Below are 25,859 nucleotides of genomic sequence, written 5' to 3'. Positions count from 1 at the left end.
AGCGGCGATTATTTATTGGAATTCGTTCTTTTAAGCTTCTGCTAATATTGGTAGGTTAGGATCGGTTAATGTTATGCAGAACAGAAATGAGGGGGAGGACAACAAATGCCACAACGAACTGTGACAACATTGGATTTGCAGGTTGCCCCGCAGACCGACATGCTCCCGACGAAAAAGAAAGAACGGATAGAAGAAGTAACTCTGTTAAGGGCGTTTGCGTTTTTCGCCATTACCTTGCAGCACAGCATAGCGGAATATATTTACCGGAGCGATATTTTGCAGTCCGATGCAATCATGCTGGCGATGCTGTTTGATTTCACGCGTTTCGGGACGCCGACTTTTGTGTTTCTGTCCGGGCTGCTGCTGTTTTACAACAACAACGGTACGCTTTCCTATTGGCCTTTTATTCGAAAAAGGCTGGTGGATATTTACTTACCGTTCGTATGCTGGACGGTCATTTATTGGATCGCCGCACAGGGGGTTGCATTCGGTCAATTGGGAAATCCGGCAGACTGGCCGAGGACGCTGCTCCATGAGTTGTTCCTGCCGACATACGGTTATCATCTGTGGTTTATTCCAATGATTTTTCAATATTATTTCTTATTTCCGCTGTTTGCGCTTGCGATCCACAAGGTACGCCAAAAGCTTCAAACGATGCCAGGAGGAGCGTCCTTCCGCCGGGTGTTTATGATCATTGCCGTGACGGGTGCGTTATATGGCATCCTGATGTGGTTATCCAGTTACCGGATGCCGGACTGGGCGGCCGATTGGGGCGGATTCTGGGCGAGCGTACTCTCTTACCGGCCGTACTATTTTGTTTTTTATTTCTTCTACTTTCTGCTTGGCGCGGTTTGCGCCTTTGGACTCCAGCGCTGGCGGCGTTTTGTGGAGGATGGCTTTATCTGGTTCGGATTTGCATTTATTGCTCTGTACATCTGGCAAGGTTATGAGATTCTTAACCATTCCACGGAAACCATAAACCTGAACTATGCCGGATACTTGAGGCCTTTTACCTTCGTTCTTATCGTGTCCCAACTGCTGCTGTTGTACGGTATTCTGCGGATCGTGCAAACGAGGGGAGGGGCGGCATGCAAGATTTTTCGCTTTATCGGCACTTATTCCTTTGGCGGTTTTCTCGCGCATGCCTTCGTTCTGATGCTGATCAGTTCCATCACCAGACCGCTTGCGCTCACCGGCTACCATCTGCCTGCGGCTGTGCTTACCTTTATGCTAACGGCGGCGGGTTCGATCGGGCTTGCCAAGCTGCTCAGCAAGCTGCCTTTTGGGCGGTGGTTTGTCGGACCGACAGGGAAGCAGGCGAACCGAAATCGGATAAAAGCCAGGCCAGCACAGCAGACTTTTCCTCGATAAAGGCCGCGCCCCGGCTCCATATAGCAGCGAAAGACACCCTCTCGGGTGTCTTTTTCAATTTCAGCGCCTGTTTTGTACTGTACAGGGGAAGGCTGCACTTCAAAAATGTCTTAGATCTTTCCCGCAGCCGCCAAGATTCGCTTGGCCAACTCATCCCCTCGCTGTTCCAGAATCCCGATGGATTGGAGTAAATCCGCTTGCAGCTGCCGCTGCTCCTTCGTCCAGGCTTTTTTCGGAGAATCGTAGGTGTCCAAGGATTTCGCATCGGTCAGACTTGCGTAGAAAGGTCGAAGCTGGGCATGCATTTTCTCGTAGACATCGACCATTTCGCTTAGGTATTCGGTTAGAGAGGACGCCGGGAATGAAAGTGTATGTTTTAAATAGATAGCCGCGCTTCTTCTGGCATCGGTCAGAGCCATTAGGCAGAAGTGGTTGACGCCGAGTCTTCGGGCAAAATCCTGTGGGTTCGCTGTTTGATACCATTGTTCATCCAGCAAACCTTCCCGCCATGCTTGCAGGGCTTGATAACCCAGTTTATATCCTCTGTTTTCCTGGGCGTACATGGAGTCTAATTTGACCTGAAGCGAAGCGTAGAGATTGTCCAGAGCGGATGGCTTGGCGGCTTCGCCGTTAAAACGAATGAGGATGAAAGGCCATTGATCTACATTCAGGTAACCTTTGCTAATTTTCATGTACTCTTGAAATTCCGGGTCATCTTTATGCTCTTCAAAGGTCTCATCGTCAAAATAACTGCGGCACAGCAAGGTTTCTCCGCCATTTAGATAGCCTGTAATGATTCCCCACTCGGGAGCAACCCGCAGATTAATGGCAATCGGCAAGTGGTGTTTTTTGATGCTTTCCTTGATGAGCTGTTTTTCCAATTCACGTTCTTTGGATGTGATCCGGTCTGTCCAGCTGACCTGAAGGCCATAGGCTTTAAATGCCGGAGCGGCATAGTCGTAAGCAACCAGAGCATCCGCGGAGCTATAATCCCAAATGGGGGTAAAAGCGACTCTCCAGCACGCCCCTGACACGCCCATTACGGTTTCATAAGCGGTTTCCTGTCCCATGGTTTTTAGTGACAGATAAAGAGCGCCTGCCCATGAACAATCCATCCCTTGACCAAAACCCAGATGGCCGACATCCTGAACAATATAGCAATCATCCACGGAGTCACTTCTAAAAAGTTGCGTCCGGTCCGGAGTGTAATGAATCGTATCGCCTTCCGGGCAGCTTATGGCGTGTATACCGGTGGCGTTTACATAAACAAGCAAAAGATAATCCTCACCCTGATTGTCGATCGGACTTGGGAACAGCTCATGAGTTACGGTGAAATGCTCCCACTGAAAATATTGATAATGTTTCATTTTATTCATGATGTTCTGATGCTTCCGCTCATTGCCGTATGCAGAAAATACAAATTCCAGTTCTCCAGAAGGTAGGCTGCAGCCCTCGCTATCGAGATTGATGGCTAACAGGCTATCCTGCAAAACATAATCGGCATAGGTGCCCGAAGGGATCTGGTATTTGATTAGCAGCAGCTTTATCCGATTGCTTTGAATGCGATGGGGCAGGGTCTGGTCATTCAGGAAAAATGTCAAATGATTGTCGATAACGAACTGGTTTATAAAATGAGTGACATCGTGGCTTTCACAACCATCGGTGTAGATGGCTTGGAGAACCACCAATTGCTGCGGCATCAAAATGCGATCGATCGATTGACCCAATATATGTGATAGTAAAGGAAGCGTAGAGGTTTCGGGCAAGGATTTACCGGTCTCCCATTTTGAAACGGCTTGGGCGCTGACATTTAATTGTTCAGCCAATTGTTCTTGTGACAATTGTTTTTCTTTGCGAAGTGTAGAAATCCGTTTCCCGACTGCGTCAGCACTTATCATTAATCACATCTCCTACGTTTGGATTGCGACGTCGTTGCTCTTATTATAGTAGCTCGAAAATGGGAGTACCATTTATCCAAAGATGAGTGTGGCTGATATTCTGCAACTGCGGGTTGAGTGGTAGATGTGGAAGGACAGGAGCATTAGCCGTCAAAATGATATAATAACAACGATAGAGCTAAGCCGTTAGATTTACCGATACACTCAATAACAATCATCCATTTTTCGAAAAGGAGCTCTAACAAAGTGAACGATTTCTGGGGATTTTCGTGGGAAGGGCTTGTCGTTTTCGTATTGGTAATGGTGCCGAATCTGTTTTATTTTTGGCTTCCAAAGTCGAGTGGGGCGGGAAGAGCCGGAAGCCATCATTGGATGCTGGATGTAATTGAGCATGCGAGCCAGGCCATTTTCGTTTTGCTTTTAGTGTTTTGGGGAAGCCGTCACGATTCTCCTATGCTAAGTCCATATACTTTAGGTATGGCGGTATTTCTGTTTGTATATTATTTGCTATGGATACTCTATTTCAGAGGCTTCCGTAATTTGACCGTGCTGCTTGGAATGGCGGTTGCACCTGTGGCGTATTTTATTTTGGCGGAAATTTGGCTTCATAAAGGGCCGGCGATTGTGCCGACCGTCATTTTTGGAGTCACGCATATCATCATTACCTATATCGATTACCGATCGGTACATAAAAGTTAGATTATTTGCTTCGCTGTACAATGGGACCATCCCCGGCAAATAAAAAAGCCAACTTAGGTTCAGCCTATATGGTTACAGCATTCTTCACTCACAACCTCCGAATCAATCGAGGCATGGGCCCCGCTGATCCGGGGGCAGTTAAATATTCCTCTGCTGTGGGAGCTAGGAAGAAAATACGGCAAGACGCCTGCACAAATCATACTCCGCTGGGACTTGCAGCACGGCTTCGTCACCATTCCGAAATCGGTTCATAACAGCCGGATTCGGGAGAATGCCGACATTTTTGATTTTGAACTTGCCGAGGAAGATATGAGAGCCATCGATGCGCTGAACCGAAATGCCCGCTGGGGTCCGGACCCTGACAATTTCAACTTTTAAGCTGCCATCAAATACGAACTCTGAAAAAAACAAAAGGAGCCCTGCCGCTGCATAAGCTGGCGAGCTCCTTTTTTCTGTACAATTAGGCGAATATCCGGCTGACTTGCTCGACTTCGTCCGGAAGCGATGCTCCTATTTCCTCCACCATATCCTTGGTGATGCCCAGGTTTTGCATGACTCTGGCATTGATCGGATGGCGAACATCCAGTCCAATCAGCCTTTGATAGTATTCCGTGCTGATGCAGTCGGCTACGTGAATAAGTTCGATTTCGCTTAGATTGTCTGTGGACAGCAAAGGCGAATGGTGGTATTTAACGACCAGCCCGAGATCTTCGGGAAGCCCCCATTTTTCGCAAATCCAGGCTCCGATATCCGCGTGAGTCTTTCCGCCCAGGGCGATTTTTTCCGCCACAATATGGTGGACGCCTCTATTCATCGTTTCAAATATCTGATCAACCGGGTCCGGAAGACACGCGTTGAGAATGGCGAAACCAATATCATGACAGAGGCCATAGGAGAAAAGCTGAAATCTGTCGCCGATCTTTAATTTGGACGAGAGCAAATTGCAGGCTACCGCGGTTCCTAGATTATGTTTCCAGTATTGATGGCTTGAAAAAAGCGTGGATTTTCCTAATTCATCGTGGAATAACAGCTCGGTAATAAAATAAATCAGCAAGTTTCGCATCGTTTTCATGCCGAGGAAGACAATGGCTTCATTAATATTCTCGATCGTTCGGGAAATTTGATAGTATCCGGAATTTACATTGGCCAGACTTGCTTGGTTCAATCCATCGTATAAAGCGACTTTTTCCGCAAGCAGATCGACATCCAGCAGATCCGGTTGCCTGATCATTTCAAAAATATCGCTGATTTCCGGGGGGATAACGGGCATTTTTGGGGAAGTTTCAAGCGCCTGGTACACGTCTATTTGATTCATCCTTTTCACCTCTTCCAATACTTTGGCGATATTTATCGACATTTTTTGTGAACGTGAAATTTCAGCCAGACGAATTCATTATATAATATCTGGAATTGCAGTCCGTCGATAAAATGTTACAAATATCGGGCGTCTTCTTCGTTTTGTATGAATTTTTGGCGGAGACGGCGGGTATGTATCGGCTTGTTTTATTTGGTAGTATATGCTAAACTATGAAAATGACAAGAACAAACGTTCTGTATATTTGAAGGTGGCTGGAGATTTTCATTTTTACTCTTAGGAGGAGGAGAGAAGAAATGGAACGACGGAAAATCAAGCTGTTTCCTTATCGAGTAGAAGCTCAGGCTGAGCAGGTGAACGAAATTCCCAAAGGCATCGAGATGATTCAGGCACCGGCGGTGTGGGACCAGACAAAGGGCGAAGGCATTACGGTAGCCATTCTGGATACGGGGTGCGAAGTCTCGCATCCGGATTTGAAGGGGCGAATTGACGGCGGGCGGAATTTTACGGATGATGATAACGGCAACCCTGACATATACGTGGATTATAACGGACACGGCACACATGTAGCCGGAACGATTGCGGCGATCAGTAATGGTACCGGGGTCGTCGGTGCGGCGCCGGAGGCGAAGCTGCTGATCCTGAAGGTGCTGAACAAGGACGGCTCGGGCCAATATGAGTGGATTATCAACGGGATCAATTACGCGGTTGAGCAAAAGGCCGATATCATCTCCATGTCGCTTGGCGGACCGGAGGATGTGCCGGAAATGCATGAAGCGATCAAACGGGCGGTAGCGGCGAATATCCTCGTGATCTGCGCGGCAGGGAACGAAGGCGACGGTAATTACGCTACCGACGAATTTGGCTATCCCGGCTCCTACAACGAAGTCATCAGCGTGGGCGCCGTCGATTTACAGCGGAACTCGGCCAATTTCACGAATTCGAACAATGAAGTGGACCTTGTTGCGCCCGGAGCAGGAATTTTGTCAACCTACCTGAACAAAGGCTACGCGACGCTCAGCGGCACCTCCATGGCAACGCCGCATGTCTCGGGTGCGATGGCGCTGATCAAGCGGATTGCAAGCGAAAGCTTCGGCCGTGACCTCACCGAACTCGAGCTGTACGCGCAGCTCATCAAGCGGACGATTCCGCTCGGCAACTCGCCGCGGCTGGAGGGAAACGGACTCTTGTACCTGACGGCTCAGGAGGAACTGGCCAAAATCTTCACACCCGCTGTCGTCGCGAAGGTATTAAGCCTATGACGCGCAGGATGCGGATGCTGGCGCTTGAGCTGGAAGAGGCCAAGAAAATACACCTCACGATGACCGGCGAACGTCCTTACTACGACGAAACGCGGGATAACGAGCTGAGAAATAGCTATTACAGCGGCAGTGTCATGAATCGAAATGAGCTTCAGCAGCTGCTGGAGCGGACTCACGACCATAGGCTGCCTTACAAGCCCTACCGCTATGTCTATCCGTGGGTCGACCTGCAGGAGAATGGGCAGCTCAAGAGCCTGTACTCCGGCCGCGGCATGTCCCCGCTTGAAGCGATTGAAGCGGACATCCGGCTGCTTGAAGCGGTGGATGCGGTAAGCCTGGCGGGGGAGGTTCAGCTGAACTGCGAGCATGTCGTACCGCAATCATGGTTCGGGAAGCAAGAGCCAATGCGGGGCGACCTGCATCATCTGTTTGCCTGTGAGCCGGGTTGCAACAGCCGGAGAGGGAATCATCCGTATTATGATTTTTTGGATTATACGCCGGAAGTGAGTGCGCAGAGTGTCATTGCGGACTGCGGGAAGCAGGAGGACGACCGGTTTGAGCCTGAATACGGCAAAGGCATTGTTGCCCGCGCAACCCTTTATTTCCTGCTGCGCTACCCGGGGGCGATTGATCGCAGCCAAGTTGATGTAACGCTGCTGCTAGAATGGCACCGCAGTTTTCCTGTTACGCGGTATGAATTGCACCGGAATCTAGCGATATTCGAGCTGCAGGGCAACCGCAACCCGTTTATCGATTTTCCGGAAGAAGCAGAGCAGTTGGCGGGAAGCGGCAGGAACTAAGGTATCTGTCAGCAACCTGAAAACCGCTCAACGTGAGCTTAACTCCATATAAAAAACCCGCTCCCAGAGCGGGTTTTTTACGTTTAAACTTCAAAACTATAGTCTGAAAAATATTCCGCCTTTTTTTGGTCTTTGCCCATACAACAGAGCTTAGCCTATGTTAGGGGAAGCAGGAATCTCACGAGCTATGTGCATAACGATGTGCATGGAATTGAGTATGAAAAATCATATTGACACATTCATTGATAATGATTATCATTACATCAACATTGATAATGATTATCATCTAGATAATCTCAGAAATACAGCGGAATAGGGGAGACTGAAAAAAATGAAGAGGTCGTTAATTGTATTAAGTTGTTTCTTGTTATTAATGGTTCTTGTCGCTGGTTGCGGAGGGCAATCGGAGAATGCCGGTAATCAGCCGGAAGCTGCAAAGCCAGATGTTCGTATCATTAAACATGCTATGGGTGAAACAAAGGTTGAGGGCACTCCTCAACGAATCGTGACTTTATACCAAGGCGCAACAGATGCAGCAGTAGCTTTAGGCATTATACCGGTTGGTGTAGTAGAGTCTTGGACGCAGCAGCCTATGTATGAATACTTAAGAGATGAGTTGAAGGATGCAGCTATTGTTGGTTTAGAGACTCAGCCAAACTTGGAGGAGATTGCCAAGCTTAAACCTGATTTGATCATCGCCTCCAAGCTTCGTAACGAAAAAGTGTACCAGCAGCTTTCCGAAATCGCTCCTACAGTAACGCATGAAACGGTTTATAAATTTAAGGATACCGTTGAGCTGATTGGACAAGCGGCTAATAAGGAAGAGAAGGCTAATGAATTGCTTGAACAATGGAATCAAAGAACGGCCGACTTTAAAGCTAAAATATCCGCAAAATTAGGCTCTGAATGGCCTGTTGAAGCATCTGTGCTTAACTTCAGATCCGATCATGCCAGAATCTATGTTACAGGTTTCGCAGGCGATATTTTAAGTGAACTTGGTTTTGTACGATCTGAAGTTCAACAAAAAGCAGCCGATGAAGGAAACGTGGTGCTTAAGTTAACGGACAAGGAAAGCATTCCATCAATGAATGCAGATGTATTCTTTGTTTTTAATGCCGATGGACACAGCCCTGATGCAGCTATGATCCAAAAAACTTATGACGAATGGACAAATCATCCTTTGTGGAAGAACTTGGATGCCGTTAAAAACGGTCAGGTAACGGTCGTTGACGAAGTGCCGTGGAATATGGGCGGCGGCTATATAGCTGCTAATACTATGCTGGATCAAATTTACGATTATTACAAATTGGAAAAATAATCTCTAAAGAATAGGGGGGGTATCCCCCTATTTTTACATATTTAAATTTATCTTGAAAAGAGTGACTTTTATGGACCCGTTACTTCCCCGGACTTCACTTAAGATACTTGGCCTTTGGATCGGGCTATGTATCTTAATGGCGTCTTTTATGTCCAGTATGATATTTGGTCAGACACCGACACCTATTAAAAAGGTAATCGAGGCATTTATGCAATTTGATGAAACCTCAACGGAACATATCATCATTACGACTACTCGTCTTTCCAGGGCAGTCATTGCAGTAGTCATTGGAGCCAGCCTTGCCATTGCCGGTGCGCTGCTGCAGGCGCTGACAAGAAATCCGCTGGCTTCTCCAAGTATATTTGGAATCAATGCCGGTGCTTTATTTTTTGTTGTATTTGCTACAGTTTCGTTCTCAGTTAGTTCTCTTATTCATTTAATGTGGTTTGCATTTCTGGGAGCAGGCCTGGCGTCCATCCTGGTTTTTTTGCTTGGTTCTCTTGGAAGAGACGGTTTATCACCGATTAAGATTGTATTAGCGGGAGCCGCACTAACCGCTCTCTTTAATTCATTCACTCAAGGATTATTGGTTCTTAATGAACAGAACCTAGAGGGCATATTATTCTGGCTGGGGGGTTCTGTTTCGGGGAGATCCCTGGATATGCTTCAGCCGGTTTTGCCGTTTATGATAGGGGCAGGTGTTTTGTCTCTGTTTCTGGGGAATTCCATTAATATTTTAACTTCAGGGGAAGATATAGCTAAAGGATTGGGACAGCAAGTGATATTAGTTAAACTCTTAATGGGGACTGCTATTGTTATGTTAGCTGGAGGATCAGTTGCAGTGGGCGGTTTCATCGGATTTATAGGTTTAATTGTTCCTCATATTGTTCGTTTCCTTGTCGGTACTGATTATCGATGGATTATCCCTTACTGTGCAATTTACGGTGCCAGCTTATTATTATTGGCTGATGTAGGAGCAAGATTTGTCATAATGCCTGAGGAAATGCCGATTGGTGTAATGACAGCTATGCTTGGAGCTCCATTTTTCATCTACATGGCACGGAGGGGGACCAATAAGTAATGAGGAAACATACGACTATACGCAATCGTTCAGGCACAATTTCTTTTTTAATTGATCATAAATCAGTTCTTGTTATCCTCGGATTGTTTAGTGCATCTCTGTTATTAGTTGTTATAGGATTATCCGTTGGGAGCACCATGATCAATCCTTTGGAAGTCATTCAACATCTTCTGGGGATGGGCAATAAAGAGCATGCTTTTGTTATTGAGACGCTTAGACTCCCTAGAATCGTTCTTTCATTTCTTGTAGGAATTTCCCTGGGTGTTTCGGGACTACTTTTACAAGGGATTGTACGAAATCCGCTGGCATCTCCTGATATTATCGGAATAACCGGCGGAGCGGCAGTAACTGCCATTTTGGTGATTACCTTCTTTTCAGAGCTAAGTATACGTTGGATACCGGTAGCAGCAATTACAGGCGCAGGATTGATTTCTCTCCTGATTTATGTTTTGGCTTGGAAAGGGGGAGTTACCCCGATTCGGCTTGTGCTGATTGGAATTGGAGTTCAGGCTGCAACGGGTGGAATTGTAACGATGATGATCGTTTTAAGCCCTACATACTCTACGAGTGAAGCGTATATTTGGTTGACCGGGAGTGTTTATGGAGCGAATTGGAACAATGTTAAATCAATGCTCCCTTGGGTATTGGTATTTGTTCCGCTTTCATTGGTATTATCTCGAAAAGTAAATGTACAGGAACTGGGAGACGATATGGCTCTTGGCTTAGGGACAAAGGTGCAAACCGATCGCTTTATCTTACTCTTTGTTAGTGTAGCATTAGCCGGTTCTGCAGTAGCATTTGCAGGCGGAATAGGCTTCGTAGGATTGATTGCGCCTCATATTGCAAGAAAACTGGTAGGCCGGTCATTTGCCAGTTTGGTGCCTGTGTCGGCTCTACTCGGAGGACTCATCGTGGTTTTGGCCGATGTTGTTGCCAGATCAGCTTTTCTCCCGCTCGATTTGCCTGCCGGAGTTTTTGTGTCGGGGATAGGAGCTCCGTTTTTTATATATTTGCTGTATCGAAATCGTCATGCTTGAAGAAGGAGTGAAGATGAAAATGACCGCTTTGGAAACGAAAGATTTAACATTGGCCTATAGAGAAAAACCTGTTATAAACGGCTTGAATTTAAAACTGCCCAAAGGTGAAATCACGGTATTTGTCGGCAGCAACGGTTGCGGCAAATCTACGCTGCTCCGATCCTTGGCTCGTTTATTGAAGCCGCTAAGAGGCGCGATCGTGTTGGACGGACAGAAGATCTCCTCCATGCCAACCAAAGAAGTGGCCAAGCGATTGGCTATTCTCCCCCAGGGGCCTATTGCCCCAGAGGGATTAACCGTGCATCAGCTCGTTAGGCAGGGGCGGTATCCGCATCAAAATTGGCTGAAACAGTGGTCTCAAGAGGATGAAAAGAAAGTACAGAAGGCATTGGAGGATACCAATTTAACAGCATTCGCCGATCGTTCCGTTGATTCGCTGTCGGGGGGACAGCGGCAGAGAGCCTGGATTGCGATGACTCTTGCACAGGACACCGACATTATTTTGCTGGATGAGCCTACAACTTATTTGGACATGACTCATCAAATCGAAATCTTAGACCTGCTGTATGATCTGAATGAGGAGGAACATCGGACGATCATCATGGTTTTACACGACTTGAATCTCGCTTGCCGGTATGCACATCATATTGTGGCTATTAAGGATCAGCAAGTGTATGCACAAGGTCAGCCAGAACATGTTATTACAGAAAATCTGGTAAAAGATGTATTTCAATTAAATTGTGAAATCGTGCAGGATCCTCTTTATGGATCGCCTATGTGCATCCCTCATGGTAAAGGCAGAATCAAAAAATCCAATGAGTTTATTGAACCTCGGCAAGCTTAAGCCCCCCTTTTACAAATTTCGACACTCCATTTTATTATCATCGAACAATTGGCCGTTAGTATGAAGGAGAAGTCAGGAAGGAAAGGAACAATACCCGATGTCCTTGCTTTATAAGATTGGAAACAATCCCATTATCGCAGCGGTACGCAAGCCGGAAGATATCGAGGCTGCACTAGACAGTCGGGTGGAGAACCTGTTTTTCATGGGCTGCAATGTCAAAGAAATCATTCAAGCGGTCCGGCTGACAAAGGAATGCAAGAAAGGCGCATTTGTTCATCTTGATCTGATTCGCGGTCTTTCGAGCACCGATAAGGAAAGCGTCGATTTCATCTCGGATTACGTGGGCGCCGACGGGATTGTGACGCCGAAGAGCCATTTAATCAAGGAAGCGAAGAGGGTCGGACTTTACGGCATTCTGCATCTGTTCGTCATTGATTCGGCAGCTCTGCATAACGGCCTGAAAGCAGCTGGAAATGTGGAGCCTGACGCCATTGAGCTTATGCCAGGGGCAATTCCCAAGATTATCCGTTCCTTTGCCGAGACGCTGGAACATATTCCGATTGTCGCAAGCGGTCTGATTCAGACGAAAACGGAAGCTGGAGAAAGCCTGCAGGCTGGTGCGACTTCACTGTCTGTCAGCGATCCGGCGCTCTGGAACTGTTCGTTTGACGATCTTCAATAACCTGTTCATCCGTACAATTTCATAGAATGTCTGTTAGAGTGAGGGACGAGAGAAAGCTCTAAGACAATGAACAAGGGACTTCATACCCTGGTTTATTGCCTTGCGCTTTCTCTTTTTGCATTTTAGAACCTAGGAGGTAGTATATGGAATCCGCTAATCATCCAAAGCCCGATAAGTATGTGCTCATCATCAGTATCGACGGCATGGCCAACTACTATTTGCAGGACCCGAACGTCCGCATGCCTAATTTGAGGGAGCTTATCCGCGGCGGCGTCTGCGCGGATGGGATGGAAAGCGTCTTTCCGACAGCGACCTGGGCGATCCATTCCAGCCTGGTGACCGGGAATTATCCGCGCAAGCACGGCGTTCTGGGCAACTGGGTCGTCGACCGGCCGAACCGCCGGGTAGGCGAGCACTTTGGCGACCGCATGTGGGACATGCGTGATGTGCTGCGGGGAGAAACCTGGTACGACGCCGCCAAGCGAATGGGCTGGACGACCGCTTCGGTCTGCTGGCCGGTTACGCGGGGCGCGGACATGATCGATTACAACATTCCCGAGTTTTACGAGCAGGAGATGTTCGAGTCGCACTGCACCCTTTCTCTCTGGAATGAACTGAAGGCGGCAGGGCTTCCGGTGGAGTGTTACGGCGAATGGAGCCGGGACCATGCCCGCGGTCCGATGCAGGACTGGCTTACGACCGAAATCGCCAAACACCTTATCGACCGGCACAACCCCAATCTCCTTCAGCTTCACTACTTGCTGCCGGACAGCTACCAGCATAATTATGGTGTCCGGTCAAAAGAAGTGTACTGGTCACTCGAGTATGTGGATGAGCGGATCGGTGAGGTGCTAGAGGCATTGGACCAGAAGGGGATTTTGGAAAAGACGGATGTGTTTGTTTTGTCGGACCACGGATTTGTAAATACAACCAGGACGTTCTATCCGAACGTGCTGTTCAAACATAAAGGGTGGCTCGCCCCCAATTTGAACGATGAGCATGAATTTAAAGACAGCAAGGTCGTCGCCGTATCCAACGGAGGCTCGGGATATGTCTATGTGCTTGAAGACGATGCCGAAGCGAAGGAGCTGCTTATGATCGAGGTGCGCCGCGCTTTGGCCGACAGCGATGGAGTCGGACGGCTGTTTGAGCAAGAAGACTTTCCTTCATTAGGTCTGCCGGCTCCTGGAGAAGTGGACGACCACTGCCCGGATTTCGCCTTTGAGGCCGAGCCGGACTGCTTCGTTCACTTCGACTGCAGCGGTGAGGAGGTTACCGGGAGCTTCACCAAGTTCAAAGGGATGCACGGCTTTCTCCCGCATCGGGAAGAGCTGAAGGCCGTGTTCGTTGCGGCCGGTCCGTCCATTCGGCCCGGAGCGAGTCTTCCGGAAATCCGTATTGTCGATGTTGCCCCGACCATCGCCCGTCTTCTTGGAACGGAACTGAAAGATACGGACGGCCGCGAGCTGGATACGATTTGGAAAGAGGAGGTGCGGCTGTGGTCATGCTGAACCGGTTAAACGGAAAGCGGAGCGAGGCGGAGTCCGTTCCAGGCGAACGGGGGAAAAGCAGAACCCGCAGACGCGGCAAGCTTAACAAACTGTGGCTGCCGTTGGCCTTTTTACTCCCGGCCCTTGGCCTGTATGCCGTATTTTTTGTTTATCCGTTCCTGTTCTCGCTGAGCCTGAGCTTTCAACGATGGAATTTGATCAGCCCGGACAAGGAATTTGTCGGACTGGCGAATTATGCCCATCTGATGCATGACGAGGTGTTCTGGATTTCGCTGCGCAACTCGGCCCTTTACGTTCTGATGACCGTTCCGCTGGCCGTAGGAATCGGTCTTGTGATGGCGCTGCTGGTCGAAAGCTTGTGGAAGGGCAAGCGGCTGTACCGGCTTGTGTTCTTTCTTCCGGTCGTCTCTTCGATCGGGGTTATCAGCATCGTGTGGGGCCTGATGTATAATCCGCAGGACGGCGCCGTCAATAAGCTGCTTGCTTTCTTCGGTATCCAGGGGCCGAACTGGATTAACGACCCGGCAATGGCGCTCTGGGCGCTGGCCATCGTCGGAATTTGGAAGGGCTTCGGCTATAACATGGTGCTCTATATTTCAGGGCTCAAATCGATTGACCGCAGTCTGTACGAGGCGGCGGCCATAGACGGCGCGGGCCGGCGTTCCCAATTCCGTCATGTGACTTTGCCGCTGCTGTCGCCGGTGACCTTTTTCATTCTCGTGATGAGCATCATCTCTTCGTTTCAGGTGTTCGCGACCATCCAGATCATTACACGCGGCGGTCCGAACAATTCGACCAATGTGCTAGTGTACCAGATTTACCAGGAGGCCTTTCAATTCTTCAATATCGGGGCGGCGGCGGCTTCATCGACTCTTCTGCTTCTTATTGTCGGAACCCTTACGGTCGTACAGCTTCGGCTGTCGCACAAGATGGTCCATTACCAGTAAACCCGCGCTTTCGGAAAGGAGGTATTTGGAATGCAGCGTACGCTTCGTTTGATGGAGGAAGGGGGAAAGCATCTCCTGTTGATCGCCATCGCTTTTATTATTCTGATTCCGATTTTATGGATGCTGGTCACTTCGGTAAAAGCGCCGCAGGAGGTATTCTCCGGTCATCTGTTCTGGGCGGAACACTTTAACCTTAACGGTTATCTCCGGGTGTTCCGGGATATTCCGTTCACCTTGTGGGCGTGGAACAGCTCGGTAATAGCCGCGGCGCAGACACTTGGTCAGCTTGTTGTCGGCCTTGCAGCGGCCTTCGCTTTCGCGCATTACCGCTTTCCCGGACGTGACGCTCTGTTCTTCTTTGTGCTGATGACGATGATGATTCCCCCGCAGGTAACGATGGTTCCGGTCTATATGATCGTGAATGAGATGCATCTGCTGAATACGTTTGGCGGCGTCATTATCCCGCATCTGGCGAGCGGTTATGCGATTTTCCTGCTCCGGCAGACGTTCATGACCATTCCCCGCGAATTGGGAGAAGCGTCTGTCATCGACGGCTGCAGCGCTTTCGGCACGATGTGGCATGTGTACCTGCGTTTATCGGGGACCGTTCTAAGCGCCTTGGCGGTGATTCTCTTCGTCGGCAATTGGAACGATTATCATTGGCCGCTGCTCGTCCTGGCCGAGAAGAGCCTGCAGACGCTTCCGGTCGCTTTCGTGCAATTCCGCGAGGAGGAGTCTCTGGAATGGGTACCGACGATGGCGGTAGCCACGCTGTCCATGCTGCCGATTCTTGCTCTGTATCTTGCGGCGCAAAAGCAATTTATTGAGGGATTCATGAACAGCGGACTGAAAGGCTAATCCGTCTTATTGCCATTACGTTGATTTTGCAACACCACATATAGGGAGGTAAATAACACATGAAAAAACAAATGAAAGTGTGCTTGCTCGCAGTAATCATGCTCCTGACGGCTGTTTTATCGGCCTGCGGAAAAGACGGGCAAGGGGGAGCAGCTGCGGATTCGGGTAATACGAATGGAGCGGTGTCCGAAGACGTTGTCGAAATCGAATTTCTGCATCAGCATTCCGGCGATATCATCGACAGGCTTGTAGAAAAGTATAACCAATCGCAGGATAAAGTGAGAGTAAAGCCGACGTTCGTGCAGGGCTCTTACGAAGGCGTGATTGAGAAAATCCAGACGCAGGCGGCGTCCGGCAAGTTCCCTGACGTATTCACGAACGGGTTCGTGTATAACCGTTTTGCCATCGATACGCTGCCGGTTGTACCGGCCTATACCTTCATCGACAAGGAAAAGACCGATCTGTCGGATTTCTTTCCTTCGATGCTGAATCTGGGCAAAGGCGATGACGGAAAACAGTATATGATGCCTTTTGCCGTCAGCACTCCGCTTCTTTACTACAACGCTGATCATTTCAAGGAAGCCGGACTGGACCCGAACCAGCCGCCCACAACGTGGGAAGAAGTGCGCGATGCCGCCAAGAAGCTGACGAAAGACGGACGCTATGGCATATTTTTCGACTACCAGATTACCGGGAACTGGCTGTATCAGGCGATGACGGAAACGGCGGGCGGGCAGATGATGTCCAAGGATCTGAAATCCGTCGGATTTGATTCGGATGCTGGTCGAAAAGCGCTGCAGTATTGGGTGGATCTGGTGAATCAGGATAAATCGATGCCGAACCTGGACAGCAAGCAGGCTTCCCAAAGCTTCCAATCCGGCGGAATTTCCATGTATGTGACGACGACGGCGGCGCTTACCGGATTCCGCAAGCAGTCGCAGTTTGACCTGCGAACGGCTCTCTTCCCGTCTGTGAACGGCAACCGTACCGTACCGGCGGGCGGCAACAACCTTGTCATTCTCGCCAAGGACCCGAAGAAGCAGGAAGCCGCCTGGGATTTCGTGAAGTATGCGACTTCGCCTGAAGCGACAACGATGATTGCGCAGGAAATCGGCTATATGGTTACCCGCAAAAGCGCTTTGGATAATCCCGAAATGATGGGGAATTTCCTTAAGGAAGTGCCGGCGGCGGAGGTTACGTATAATCAGGTCGATAACATGGTGCCTTGGTATAACTTCCCGGGAACCTCCGGATCGAAGGTATACAAAATTGTTCAGGATAACATCCAGGCGGCGCTCCTGCAGCAAAAATCCGTCGATCAAGCGGTCAAGGACGCGGCAAACGAAGCCAACGCCTTGCTGAAATAGAAGCGGAGGGTATGGATATTGGATCACGGCTTTCTTACCCGCGCAAAAGTGTACTTCTTTGATCTTGACGGCTGTGTCTATCACGGAGACCAGTTATCCCCGGAGATTATCCCGCTCCTCGGGCGGCTGCGGCAGCTCGGCATCGACTACGCATTTCTCACGAACAACTCCAGGCTGAGCGCTGCTGAAATTGGCGGAAGACTTGCCGGCATGGGTTTGGAGGTCGCCCCCGAATGTATTCTTCCGGTAACGGATATTGCCGGAAGATTCATCCGGGACAAGTACGGAACCGTCACCGTGAAGACGATCGGAAGCGAGAGTCTGGAACGCGGAATTTCGGCGGCGGGACACCGGACGGTGAACTGGGATGAAGGGAAGGCCGACATTGTCGTCGTTGGCCGGGATACAGCCTTTCATTACGACAAGCTGCAGCAAATCTCGTCGGATATCCGCTCCGGGTCGCGGCTTGTCGCGACCAATCCGGATATTTACCACCCGGGCGCGGATGGCATAAAAGTTCCGGAGACCGGCGCTCTGCTGGCTTCTATTGAGGCAATGACAGGTACAGCGGCGGAGTGTATCGGCAAGCCTGAGCCTTACATGTTCCTATACGGCATGAAGCTGTTCGATGCGGTACCGGGAAGCTGCGTTATGGTTGGAGACAATCCGGATACCGATATTCTGGGCAGCGTGCGCGCCGGCCTTAAATCCGTATGGATTACCAACGGCGCTCCGGGCGAGCCTTCTGTCTGGAGACGGGAACCGGGAGAGGATCATTTTTGTCCGGATGTCGTATTGAACAGTATGGAGGAGCTTTGCCGCCTTGTCGGCGGTCTCTGAAGATGGAGGCTTGAATAAAAAATAGGATTACCGCTAAAGACACCAAACACGGTGTCTTTTTCGTTTGCCAGATCCGAATGGAAAGCACGGAGATCAGAATCTTTGAGGCACCACCGGTGGGAGTGCTCCGCAAACTGCGACAGGAGCAGAGTTTTATTGTTCGCCGATTGATATCCCATAAATCCTATTAGAGACGCTGGGAATGGCTGGACAGCGCCCACTTTATAAATCTTCATTTTGTTTTATATTTATTTCATAGCTTTCTGGTAATCTATCTGTAATTACAATTCAACTGGAGGAATCATGAAAAGCAAATTATCAGGTATGATCTTAATCTTGATGTTTATCCTATCGGGATGCGCTAAAGGAACAGGTCACTTGTCCATTCATAAAGACGGTAGTTTGGATTTGAATTTAAGTGTAAGGTTAAATCAACGAGCCCAAATGTTCTTGAATCCTGAAATCGAGGGTGAAGTAAGCAGTAAGGCCGAAGCTGCGGGTTTTACTTTTAAGACGAATCAAACAGGGGAAGAGACAGAGTATCAATTGCATAAACATTTTGATACATTGGAAGAAATGGGTTCCAGTTTAAATGCGGATAACGAAAAGACATTTGAAGCAGATATAACCGAAACATTTTTCTATACCAAATATAAGGTCAGCGGTCAAATTAATATGCCTAACTATGAAACGCTGCTGTTGCAGAAGACTGATAATAACAGCTTGCCTGAACCGTTAATGAAATTGATTCTGCAAAAGGCGTCGTTTGATTTTAAATTGACACTTCCCGCCAGCACGATAGGAAAGCACAACGCAATGGGTGCTTCAGGCACAACATTAACATGGGATGTGTCCCTTGAGGAACCGACTCCAATCCGGTTCGAATTTTATGCTCCTCATATGAAGAATATCGTAATCGCCGGTCTGGGTTTAATAATTATAGTGACGTTGATTGTGTTTATTTTATTAAATAATAAGAAGAAAAAGGGTGATACCCATAAAAACGGTATTGGTCGTTGATGATGACCGGGATATCGTGAGGCTGCTGTCGGACGCATTGAAATATGAACAGTTTGCAGTTATCCCAGCCTATTCGGGCGAAGAAGCATTGCACCAAATCAACGAAAATAAGATCGATTTTATTATTTTAGACATCATGATGCCCGGATTGGATGGGTTGGAAGTATGCAGAACCGTACGTCAACAATATAATATCCCGATCCTGATATTAAGCGCAAGAGACCGGGACGTCGATAAAGTGATCGGACTGGAAATCGGTGCGGATGACTATATGACGAAGCCCTTCAGCATTCAGGAACTGACTTCCAGAGTCAAAGCTCATTTTCGCAAATTAGAGCGACTGCAAAAAGAGTGGTCCACCATGCAGGATGAGAGCCAGCCTCAAGCTCAATGCATTGTAGATGGACCTTTGGTACTGAATGAAGCCACCTTTGAAACATTTCTTCATGGGAAGAAGATTGAACTGTCGACGAAAGAATTTCAAATTTTATTGTATCTTTCTTTACACCCGAACCAAGTGCTAAGCCGAGAACAAATTTATGAGAACGTTTGGGGAGACGAGTATGGAGAAATAAACACGGTAACGGTGCATATCAAAAATATTCGAAAAAAATTGGACAAAGAGCTGGATTGCATTAAAACCGTTTGGGGTATAGGTTATAAATTTGTAATGGCAGGTAATTAAAATGAAGCTCAAAATAAAATTACCGTTGTTGTTTTCGCTTATTATTTTGATATTATCTGCACTGATTGCGGTTTATATCAAAACCTCTGTCATTGACAGTATTATCGGGAATATCATCGATTTTCGAGATCAAATGGACAAGAAAAATGAAGGGGTTTCATTAAGGGCCGAAGAACTGTATCCGAATTTTGCTGCCATGGAGAACTATTTACAGGCGCTTGCGCAAGAAGAGAGGATTAGTCTTACTTTATATGATTCGGAATTTCAAAAAATGAAAGAATTTTCAGGCGGGCCGAGATTAGAAAACCCAGGAGAACGATGGTATCCGATTCATGATGAGGACGGGCGAGTGGTAATGCTTATCCAAATTACAAGGTCGTTACACTCCGAAGACATTATCTTAAAGACTGCTTTTACAAAGACGTTTATATTTTTACTCTTTTTGTTATCAGTCATTTTCATTTTGCTGACCATTTACCTGCATTATTTTATTACAAAGCCCATTCAAAAATTAAACCGCAGATTAGGGAAAATTAAGGTTACCCACATTCCTGTTCATTTGACCGTCAACCGTAAAGATGAAATAGGTGAATTGTATAAGCATGTGCTGGACATGGAAGAGCGGCTTCAGCAATCCAATAAGGATCAAGTCAATATGGTTGCAGCCATCACCCATGACATTAAGACGCCGCTGACTTCCATCAAGGGATTTATCGAGCTGCTGCTGACCAAGCCCGCATTAACCGAAAAGGACAAGACGGATTATCTCCATCTGATTGAAAAAAAAGCCGACCACCTTACAGAGCTGATGATTGAGTTCTCGTCCTACACGAAAAACGAGTTGCTGCTGCCTTCAATAACCTTTCAGCCGGTGAAAATCAAGGCTTTTTTTGAGAGTATAGCAATAGAGTATGAGGCAGAGCTTTCAGGGCTTGATTATGATTTAGACTGGGAACATTCCTTCAAAGGGCATGAGATCATCCAGATTCATGAACCGATGCTGCGAAGGGTGTTCGCCAATTTGATAAGCAATGCGGTACGATATGGCTCCACGGATAAGCTTCACATTGATATGAGGGGGTACATCAGGAACGGGAATGTTGTTTTTGTCATTGAGGACAACGGCATCGGAGTGCCTGTCCAACATATGGACTCTCTGTTCCAACGATTCTTTACTGTCGATCAGTCGCGCCAAAGTAAAGAAGGCGGCACAGGTCTCGGCTTGGCAAGCTGCAAATCAATCATTGAAAGACATGGGGGAGAAATCGAAGCTTTTCAATCTGCCGGTGGAGGATTGGGAATTGTAATTTGTATTCCCCAGGAATCAGAATGAATAAGGCCGTGGCAACGGTCTTTTTTTATTTGAGGTCTTTATAATTTTTTATTTTTATTTTATAGCCATTTCATTTGTTGTTGATAGCATGAGGCCATATCAGAATAACGAAAGAGAGCTGGTTTCATGAAGACGTTGCTTAAACTGAAATGGCCGATATTTATCGCATGGATAATAATGGCGGGTGTTTTATTTGCCTCCATGCCCAATTTAGGTGAGCTTGTACGGACCAAAGGGCAAACAAGCATCCCGGAAGCATATAAGTCCTATCAAGCGAATCAATTAATTCAGGAATTGAACAATAATACCGGTCAAGAGAAAGAAATGCCCGTAATTATTGTTTTTCATGAAGATGTGAAGCTAAACGATCAGCAGATAGATGACATTGACCGAGGAATTGCCGAATTGGAAAAACGGACAGAAGCACTGGGCATTACGAACATTCTGTCCCATACATCAAACGAAGATGCTAAAGATCAGTTGATTGCCAAGGATGGCACAACGATTCTTACTGGTGTCTCGATCCAAAGAGGTGAACGCAGCAGCGAGGAAGTCAGGAATCAATTATCAGATGTTTTGACGGGTGTGAAGGTGCCTCATTACTTGACGGGTTCCGATCTCATTACCGAAGATTTCATCAAAACAACCCAATCCGGTGTTAAGAAGACCGAGGGCGTGGCCGTCCTATTCATCATCGTTGTATTGATTATTATTTTCCGGTCTCCGGTAGCGCCAATCATTTCGTTGATCTCGGTAGCGCTGACTTACTTAGCCTCATTAGGTATTGTCTCACAATTAGTGGATAAGCTGAATTTTCCGTTCTCGAACTTTACGCAAATTTTTCTACTACTGGTTCTGTTTGGTATAGGGACGGACTATAATATTTTATTGTTTATGCGATTCAAGGAAGAATTGACAAAGCAGGCAACCACGCTGGACGCCATTACTCAGACTTATAAAACGGCCGGGAAAACCGTACTCTATAGCGGAATGGCCGTATTTATCGGTTTCAGCACCTTGGGACTTGCCGAATTCAAGTTGTTTAAGTCTGCTTCCGCCGTAGGCATTGGTGTAGGTGTTCTAATGGTGGCATTGTTCACGGTCGTCCCTGTCTTCATGGGCTTGCTTGGAAAGAAGTTATTTTGGCCTTCCAACGCAGCATCGGGTCATAAGGAAAATAGATTAACGTCTGCCATCACTAAAGCTGCTGTCAAAAAGCCGTTGATCGGTATTCTCGGTTCTTTGGTCATTTCCCTATCGGCGATTCTCTTCTATAACGGACAATTGAGTTATAATTCCCTGGAAGAGATTAAGGAGTCATACCCCTCTGTTAAAGGGATAAACCTGGTTTACGACCATTTTCCGCAAGGACAAGCGCTTCCGAGCACCTTCGTGCTTAAGTATGACGAGCCTCTTGACACCAGCAGTGCTTTGGCCTTTGTTGACAAGGCGACGGAAATGATAGGCTCCATTGACGGTGTGGATAAGGTATACAGTGCGACTCGTCCACAAGGCGAGATCATCCCTGAATTGTATACAAATGATCAATCGGCCAAATTAAGTGAAGGCGTCGGCAGAGCAGATGAAGGAATCGGTACCATAAAAACCGGATTGGATCAGGCCATTACCGATATCAATGCGGTCAAGACAGAAGATTTCGATAAGGTAAGCGAGTTGGTCTCCGGTACGAAAGAAATTCAGCAAGGTATTGATCAGGCGACTGATGCATTAAATCAAATCGGCGTGGGCATGAACAAAGGGGTTCAAGGTGCGGAACAGCTTCAGAGCGGTGTTCAGAACTTAAATCTTAAGCTCACCAGTTTGACTCAATCGACAAATTCGCTGGTGGATAAGCTGCAAACCATTCATTCCGGTTACGATATGATCTATTCCCAATATCAAAAAATCGAGAGCTCCCTTGTTGGTATTTTCAATACTTCTCAAGCCGTGAACGAATACATTTTAATATTGGAGGTGTCGAATGAGGAACTGAGCACCAATGCGGATTTTCTGGCTCTAAAGCAAACTTCCGCAGGTTTAAGTGAACAGTTAAAGCTGTTATCTTATGGATTCTCTAAGTTAAATCAACAATTAAATGCCACGAATCAGAAGCTTACCCAAATCAAACAAGGCTTGGAACAAATCAATAACGGTCAGAAAAAAATACTGGAAGGCTCGAAACAAATCGAGGCGAACACCGGAGCGCTTAAGACAGGTCTTTCACAGAGCAGCGAGGGGCAGCAGAAGGTGCTTGCGAGTCTGCCTCAGCTTTCGGACGGGTTACTCCGGATCAATCAAGGCCAAAGCGAACTGGATCAAGGTTTAAGTATGCTAGATGATAATATCTCCAAATTGGCAACCGGATTGGGAGACAGCGTAAATGGGCTAAACGAGATTTCCGACGGGTTAACAAGCGCAACCGATTATTTGGACGAAGTAACCCAAACTGGTTCTTCCGAGACATTTTTTATCCCGGAGGAAGTCCGGACAGGGGTGGAATTTACAAAGTCATTAGATGCGTATATGTCCGAAGACAGGCATTCCATGAAATGGACCGTTATTTTATCGGAAGACCCGTATTCGACAGAAGCTATGCAAACCATCGACCATATTGATCAGGAATTTCAAGCGTTGGTCAGAGGGACACCCTATGAACATGCGTCATACGGAATAGCAGGGATATCGTCGCAGAATCATGACTTGGAAACAGTGAATACCGGCGATTTTACCAGAACGGCCATAATAATGCTGGTGGGAATTATTATTGTTTTGTTCGCTATTACCCGCTCCTTCTGGATTCCGGTTATGATTATCGTATCTCTGGTTCTGGCTTATTATACTTCATTGGCAGTGACCGAATTGATCTTTAGGACATTTACAGCCCATGCCGAATTGACATGGACCATTCCATTCTTTGCCTTTATTATGGTCGTGGCTCTGGGTGTCGATTACAGCATCTTCCTGATGATGAGATATCGTGAGTACAAAAATTTAAGCGCACAAGAAGCAATACTGGAGGCAATAAAGCATACCAGCGGCGTTATCGTTTCAGCGGTGATTATATTATCTGGCACTTTTGCCGCCATGTATCCGTCCGGAGTATTGACATTAATTCAATTATCTACAGCGGTCATTATTGCCTTGATGTTGTTGGCCTTCATCTTCCTGCCGTTATTTCTGCCAGCCTTCATCTCCTTAACCAATCGAACAAAGCCGCATCTGTTGCCGAAGCGACCTGTCTGATTGAAAGAACTACCCCCAAGCGTAGCCGGTTAGGGGCGACGCTTGGGGGCATTCAACCTGTCCACTGCACTCGTAATCATACCAGGTGCTCAATTAACAATTGAGCGGTCTCGCGGGCATGCTGTGCAGCATGAAGATCAGTTTGCAGCATGGCAATCGTGATGGCGCCTTCCACGAGCAAGTACAGCCCGTTCGCTAAGGCTTCGGGCTTTGCGGCTTCGGCCTCTTTTACCAACGATGCAATAAAATCCCGTAAGTAAGTCTTATACTGATGCGCTGCCTCATAATAAGGGTGGGAGTGTTCGGCATATTCCGAGGCCGTCTTGATAAAAGCGCACCCGTTGAAGTTCGGTTCCACGAACCATTCAGACAGGAATATTTGCATGATGAAGCTTCCATGATTGAGGGTGCGAAGTCGGCAGGTATTGTCGAGGGCAAAATGCAAGTAGCTCGGAATATGCTCACTATGGGTTTGGACATTGCTACAATTTCCAAGGCGACGGGTCTAACTGAAGATGAGATCAAATCTATAAGGCTTTAATAATGTACCTCTTGTTGAATATATAGAGAGCCTCAGCGATCCGCTGAGGCTTATAGAATATCAGGAACTCCGTATTCATTCCCCATATTAGGCTTTCCTGGATCAGTTCACTTTCATTATTATTTCGACATCATGTGATAATTGGTGACACGGGATAGACGTATCCTGGTTCTTATGATATGTTATGTTACACGATATTACATTGTTTTTTCACTATTAAAATTTGCAGGTTTATGAGGGTTAATGGGTGAGGCGACCTTTCTCTCGAGGCGAAAAAACTACGCAGGCGGGTGAAACAGCGTGCACTTGAATGCTTCATTGTCACAAGTTCAGTCTGTCCAATTAAATATTTCTCCCAAAATGAAGCAAGCATTATATATTCTGCAGTGCTCCGCTGATGAACTGGGGGCCTACTTGCAGCAGCAAGCTGTTGAAAATCCGGTGCTTGACCTGGATTGGCGGGACAGCTTCCGTAACAGAAAGAAAGCAGCTCTCTATTCAGCGGATAGCGATTTTATAAATGGCATAGGCGGATCGGACGAGTCGCTGGAGACAAGCCTTCTGTCCCAATTGCGTCTAAGCGGATACAACGGGCGCAGCTATTTCCTTGCCGGCTACTTGGCGGGCAATTTGAATGAGTATGGTTATCGGGCATTTCCCTGGAAGAAGTCTGCAATGCATGATCTGTCGGCATAATTGAAGCGGAAGCTGCGCTACGTATCTTGCAATCCCTTGAACCGGCAGGCGTCGGAGCGAGAAATGTACAGGAGTGCCTGCTGCTGCAAATCGGGAGAGATCCGGACGCCGACGGCTCGGCGCAGCGGATTGTCCGTGACTGTTTCAGCGATTTGGAGAGGGGCCGGCTGCCGCGAATCTCCGCGCAATTGGGAATGACACCGGAAGAATTAAAGAAGTCACTCCGGTATATTCGCGCTCTTAATCCCCGCCCGGGTCTTGCGTACGGCTCCGGCGCCGCTCCGTATGTTCAGCCGGATGCTGTCATCGTAAGAAAGCAGGACGGCTACCACGTTGTTATCAATGAGGCGAACTGCCCGAAGCTGTCGCTGAGCGAATATTACCGGAACATGCTCGGGTCTGACGAATATATTTCCGCATACGGTTATCTCCGAACGAACCTCGATTCCGCCGAGTGGCTGCTGCGCAGTCTCGGGAAAAGAAAAAAGACCCTTCAAAAAGTCATCAGGTC

General features: G+C 47.6%; 23 protein-coding genes and 1 pseudogene. 21 read left to right on the top strand and 3 right to left on the bottom strand.

The annotated features are described in order from the left end of the window. Window positions 1-105: 105 nt before the first annotated feature. Window positions 106-1,371, top strand: coding sequence for an acyltransferase (locus G5B47_RS23160; RefSeq protein ID WP_165103538.1), 1,266 nt, complete (start codon window positions 106-108; stop codon window positions 1,369-1,371). A 110-nt stretch (window positions 1,372-1,481) separates the two neighbouring features. Here the strand turns inward: G5B47_RS23160 and G5B47_RS23155 are convergent, their stop codons facing one another. Further along, window positions 1,482-3,269, bottom strand: coding sequence for a helix-turn-helix domain-containing protein (locus G5B47_RS23155; RefSeq protein ID WP_165103535.1), 1,788 nt, complete (start codon window positions 3,267-3,269; stop codon window positions 1,482-1,484). A gap of 246 nt (window positions 3,270-3,515) precedes the next feature. Between G5B47_RS23155 and G5B47_RS23150 the strand changes: the two genes are divergently transcribed. Further along, window positions 3,516-3,968, top strand: a complete 453-nt coding sequence (locus tag G5B47_RS23150; RefSeq protein ID WP_165103532.1) for a hypothetical protein — start codon at window positions 3,516-3,518, stop codon at window positions 3,966-3,968. A gap of 105 nt (window positions 3,969-4,073) precedes the next feature. After that, window positions 4,074-4,346: pseudogene (locus G5B47_RS23145) on the top strand (aldo/keto reductase); the annotation flags it as partial. An 82-nt stretch (window positions 4,347-4,428) separates the two neighbouring features. On the opposite strand, the gene G5B47_RS23140 reads toward G5B47_RS23145, so the two are convergent. Beyond that, window positions 4,429-5,283, bottom strand: coding sequence for an HDOD domain-containing protein (locus G5B47_RS23140; protein ID WP_165103529.1), 855 nt, complete (start codon window positions 5,281-5,283; stop codon window positions 4,429-4,431). A 296-nt stretch (window positions 5,284-5,579) separates the two neighbouring features. Between G5B47_RS23140 and G5B47_RS23135 the strand changes: the two genes are divergently transcribed. The 16 genes from G5B47_RS23135 to G5B47_RS23060 all read left to right on the top strand — a co-directional run bounded on the left by G5B47_RS23135 (window position 5,580) and on the right by G5B47_RS23060 (window position 24,111). Beyond that, window positions 5,580-6,545, top strand: a complete 966-nt coding sequence (locus G5B47_RS23135) for a S8 family peptidase (RefSeq protein WP_165103526.1) — start codon at window positions 5,580-5,582, stop codon at window positions 6,543-6,545. After that, on the top strand, window positions 6,542-7,345 hold the full coding sequence (locus G5B47_RS23130; protein ID WP_165103523.1) for an endonuclease I family protein: 804 nt from the start codon (window positions 6,542-6,544) through the stop codon (window positions 7,343-7,345). Before G5B47_RS23135 ends, G5B47_RS23130 begins: the two co-directional genes overlap by 4 nt. A gap of 331 nt (window positions 7,346-7,676) precedes the next feature. After that, complete coding sequence (locus G5B47_RS23125) at window positions 7,677-8,663, top strand: ABC transporter substrate-binding protein (RefSeq protein WP_165103520.1); 987 nt, start codon at window positions 7,677-7,679, stop codon at window positions 8,661-8,663. 70 nt (window positions 8,664-8,733) lie between these two features. Further along, complete coding sequence (locus G5B47_RS23120; RefSeq protein WP_165103518.1) at window positions 8,734-9,744, top strand: FecCD family ABC transporter permease; 1,011 nt, start codon at window positions 8,734-8,736, stop codon at window positions 9,742-9,744. Continuing rightward, the gene (locus G5B47_RS23115; protein ID WP_165103515.1) at window positions 9,744-10,781 is read left to right on the top strand and encodes a FecCD family ABC transporter permease; all 1,038 of its coding nucleotides are present in this window, start codon (window positions 9,744-9,746) and stop codon (window positions 10,779-10,781) included. The genes G5B47_RS23120 and G5B47_RS23115 overlap by 1 nt, the downstream gene beginning before the upstream one ends. A 19-nt stretch (window positions 10,782-10,800) precedes the next feature. Continuing rightward, window positions 10,801-11,625, top strand: a complete 825-nt coding sequence (locus G5B47_RS23110) for an ABC transporter ATP-binding protein (RefSeq protein WP_165103512.1) — start codon at window positions 10,801-10,803, stop codon at window positions 11,623-11,625. 97 nt (window positions 11,626-11,722) lie between these two features. Further along, window positions 11,723-12,307 carry a glycerol-3-phosphate responsive antiterminator gene (locus G5B47_RS23105; protein WP_165103509.1) on the top strand — a complete coding sequence of 195 codons (585 nt, stop codon included), beginning with the start codon at window positions 11,723-11,725 and terminating at the stop codon, window positions 12,305-12,307. A gap of 143 nt (window positions 12,308-12,450) precedes the next feature. Further along, on the top strand, window positions 12,451-13,818 hold the full coding sequence (locus tag G5B47_RS23100) for an alkaline phosphatase family protein (RefSeq protein WP_165103506.1): 1,368 nt from the start codon (window positions 12,451-12,453) through the stop codon (window positions 13,816-13,818). Beyond that, on the top strand, window positions 13,812-14,765 hold the full coding sequence (locus G5B47_RS23095; RefSeq protein ID WP_165103696.1) for a carbohydrate ABC transporter permease: 954 nt from the start codon (window positions 13,812-13,814) through the stop codon (window positions 14,763-14,765). Before G5B47_RS23100 ends, G5B47_RS23095 begins: the two co-directional genes overlap by 7 nt. Window positions 14,766-14,795: 30 nt before the next feature. Beyond that, window positions 14,796-15,623 (top strand): carbohydrate ABC transporter permease, encoded by an 828-nt coding sequence (locus tag G5B47_RS23090; RefSeq protein WP_165103503.1) that lies wholly within the window; start codon window positions 14,796-14,798, stop codon window positions 15,621-15,623. A 59-nt stretch (window positions 15,624-15,682) separates the two neighbouring features. Continuing rightward, a complete protein-coding gene (locus tag G5B47_RS23085; RefSeq protein WP_165103500.1) occupies window positions 15,683-16,990 on the top strand; it encodes an ABC transporter substrate-binding protein in 1,308 nt (435 codons plus the stop codon). 18 nt (window positions 16,991-17,008) lie between these two features. Beyond that, window positions 17,009-17,830 carry an HAD-IIA family hydrolase gene (locus G5B47_RS23080; protein WP_165103497.1) on the top strand — a complete coding sequence of 274 codons (822 nt, stop codon included), beginning with the start codon at window positions 17,009-17,011 and terminating at the stop codon, window positions 17,828-17,830. 303 nt (window positions 17,831-18,133) lie between these two features. Continuing rightward, window positions 18,134-18,850: a hypothetical protein gene (locus tag G5B47_RS23075; RefSeq protein WP_165103495.1), complete on the top strand. Its 717-nt coding sequence runs from the start codon at window positions 18,134-18,136 to the stop codon at window positions 18,848-18,850. Further along, window positions 18,819-19,535: a response regulator transcription factor gene (locus G5B47_RS23070; RefSeq protein WP_407945242.1), complete on the top strand. Its 717-nt coding sequence runs from the start codon at window positions 18,819-18,821 to the stop codon at window positions 19,533-19,535. Before G5B47_RS23075 ends, G5B47_RS23070 begins: the two co-directional genes overlap by 32 nt. 1 nt (window position 19,536) lies before the next feature. Continuing rightward, the gene (locus G5B47_RS23065; RefSeq protein ID WP_165103492.1) at window positions 19,537-20,868 is read left to right on the top strand and encodes a HAMP domain-containing sensor histidine kinase; all 1,332 of its coding nucleotides are present in this window, start codon (window positions 19,537-19,539) and stop codon (window positions 20,866-20,868) included. A gap of 126 nt (window positions 20,869-20,994) precedes the next feature. Further along, window positions 20,995-24,111 carry an MMPL family transporter gene (locus G5B47_RS23060; protein WP_165103489.1) on the top strand — a complete coding sequence of 1,039 codons (3,117 nt, stop codon included), beginning with the start codon at window positions 20,995-20,997 and terminating at the stop codon, window positions 24,109-24,111. A 76-nt stretch (window positions 24,112-24,187) separates the two neighbouring features. Here the strand turns inward: G5B47_RS23060 and G5B47_RS23055 are convergent, their stop codons facing one another. Beyond that, window positions 24,188-24,496 (bottom strand): TetR family transcriptional regulator C-terminal domain-containing protein, encoded by a 309-nt coding sequence (locus G5B47_RS23055; protein ID WP_165103487.1) that lies wholly within the window; start codon window positions 24,494-24,496, stop codon window positions 24,188-24,190. Window positions 24,497-24,952: 456 nt separating this feature from the next. On the opposite strand from G5B47_RS23055, the gene G5B47_RS23050 reads away from it, so the two are divergent. Then, window positions 24,953-25,348 carry an RNA polymerase factor sigma-54 gene (locus G5B47_RS23050; protein ID WP_165103484.1) on the top strand — a complete coding sequence of 132 codons (396 nt, stop codon included), beginning with the start codon at window positions 24,953-24,955 and terminating at the stop codon, window positions 25,346-25,348. 26 nt (window positions 25,349-25,374) lie between these two features. Then, window positions 25,375-25,859 (top strand): RNA polymerase factor sigma-54 (locus G5B47_RS23045; RefSeq protein WP_456238597.1); only part of this gene is annotated, 485 nt, incomplete at its 3' end.

The sequence above is a fragment of the Paenibacillus apii genome, assembly GCF_011043685.1.
Taxonomy (GTDB): Bacteria; Bacillota; Bacilli; order Paenibacillales; family Paenibacillaceae; genus Paenibacillus_AQ; species Paenibacillus_AQ sabinae.
This window is presented reverse-complemented; position numbering and strand designations above follow the sequence as displayed.

What these genes read in the sequence shown, in the direction of transcription:
- G5B47_RS23160 (WP_165103538.1), top strand. Translation starts at nt 106, where the DNA reads ATGCCACAACGAACTGTGACAACATTGGATTTGCAGGTTGCCCCGCAG.
- G5B47_RS23155 (WP_165103535.1), bottom strand. Translation starts at nt 3,269, where the DNA reads ATGATAAGTGCTGACGCAGTCGGGAAACGGATTTCTACACTTCGCAAA.
- G5B47_RS23140 (WP_165103529.1), bottom strand. Translation starts at nt 5,283, where the DNA reads ATGAATCAAATAGACGTGTACCAGGCGCTTGAAACTTCCCCAAAAATG.
- G5B47_RS23135 (WP_165103526.1), top strand. Translation starts at nt 5,580, where the DNA reads ATGGAACGACGGAAAATCAAGCTGTTTCCTTATCGAGTAGAAGCTCAG.
- G5B47_RS23130 (WP_165103523.1), top strand. Translation starts at nt 6,542, where the DNA reads ATGACGCGCAGGATGCGGATGCTGGCGCTTGAGCTGGAAGAGGCCAAG.
- G5B47_RS23125 (WP_165103520.1), top strand. Translation starts at nt 7,677, where the DNA reads ATGAAGAGGTCGTTAATTGTATTAAGTTGTTTCTTGTTATTAATGGTT.
- G5B47_RS23120 (WP_165103518.1), top strand. Translation starts at nt 8,734, where the DNA reads ATGGACCCGTTACTTCCCCGGACTTCACTTAAGATACTTGGCCTTTGG.
- G5B47_RS23115 (WP_165103515.1), top strand. Translation starts at nt 9,744, where the DNA reads ATGAGGAAACATACGACTATACGCAATCGTTCAGGCACAATTTCTTTT.
- G5B47_RS23110 (WP_165103512.1), top strand. Translation starts at nt 10,801, where the DNA reads ATGACCGCTTTGGAAACGAAAGATTTAACATTGGCCTATAGAGAAAAA.
- G5B47_RS23105 (WP_165103509.1), top strand. Translation starts at nt 11,723, where the DNA reads ATGTCCTTGCTTTATAAGATTGGAAACAATCCCATTATCGCAGCGGTA.
- G5B47_RS23100 (WP_165103506.1), top strand. Translation starts at nt 12,451, where the DNA reads ATGGAATCCGCTAATCATCCAAAGCCCGATAAGTATGTGCTCATCATC.
- G5B47_RS23095 (WP_165103696.1), top strand. Translation starts at nt 13,812, where the DNA reads ATGCTGAACCGGTTAAACGGAAAGCGGAGCGAGGCGGAGTCCGTTCCA.
- G5B47_RS23090 (WP_165103503.1), top strand. Translation starts at nt 14,796, where the DNA reads ATGCAGCGTACGCTTCGTTTGATGGAGGAAGGGGGAAAGCATCTCCTG.
- G5B47_RS23085 (WP_165103500.1), top strand. Translation starts at nt 15,683, where the DNA reads ATGAAAAAACAAATGAAAGTGTGCTTGCTCGCAGTAATCATGCTCCTG.
- G5B47_RS23075 (WP_165103495.1), top strand. Translation starts at nt 18,134, where the DNA reads ATGAAAAGCAAATTATCAGGTATGATCTTAATCTTGATGTTTATCCTA.
- G5B47_RS23065 (WP_165103492.1), top strand. Translation starts at nt 19,537, where the DNA reads ATGAAGCTCAAAATAAAATTACCGTTGTTGTTTTCGCTTATTATTTTG.
- G5B47_RS23060 (WP_165103489.1), top strand. Translation starts at nt 20,995, where the DNA reads ATGAAGACGTTGCTTAAACTGAAATGGCCGATATTTATCGCATGGATA.
- G5B47_RS23055 (WP_165103487.1), bottom strand. Translation starts at nt 24,496, where the DNA reads ATGCAAATATTCCTGTCTGAATGGTTCGTGGAACCGAACTTCAACGGG.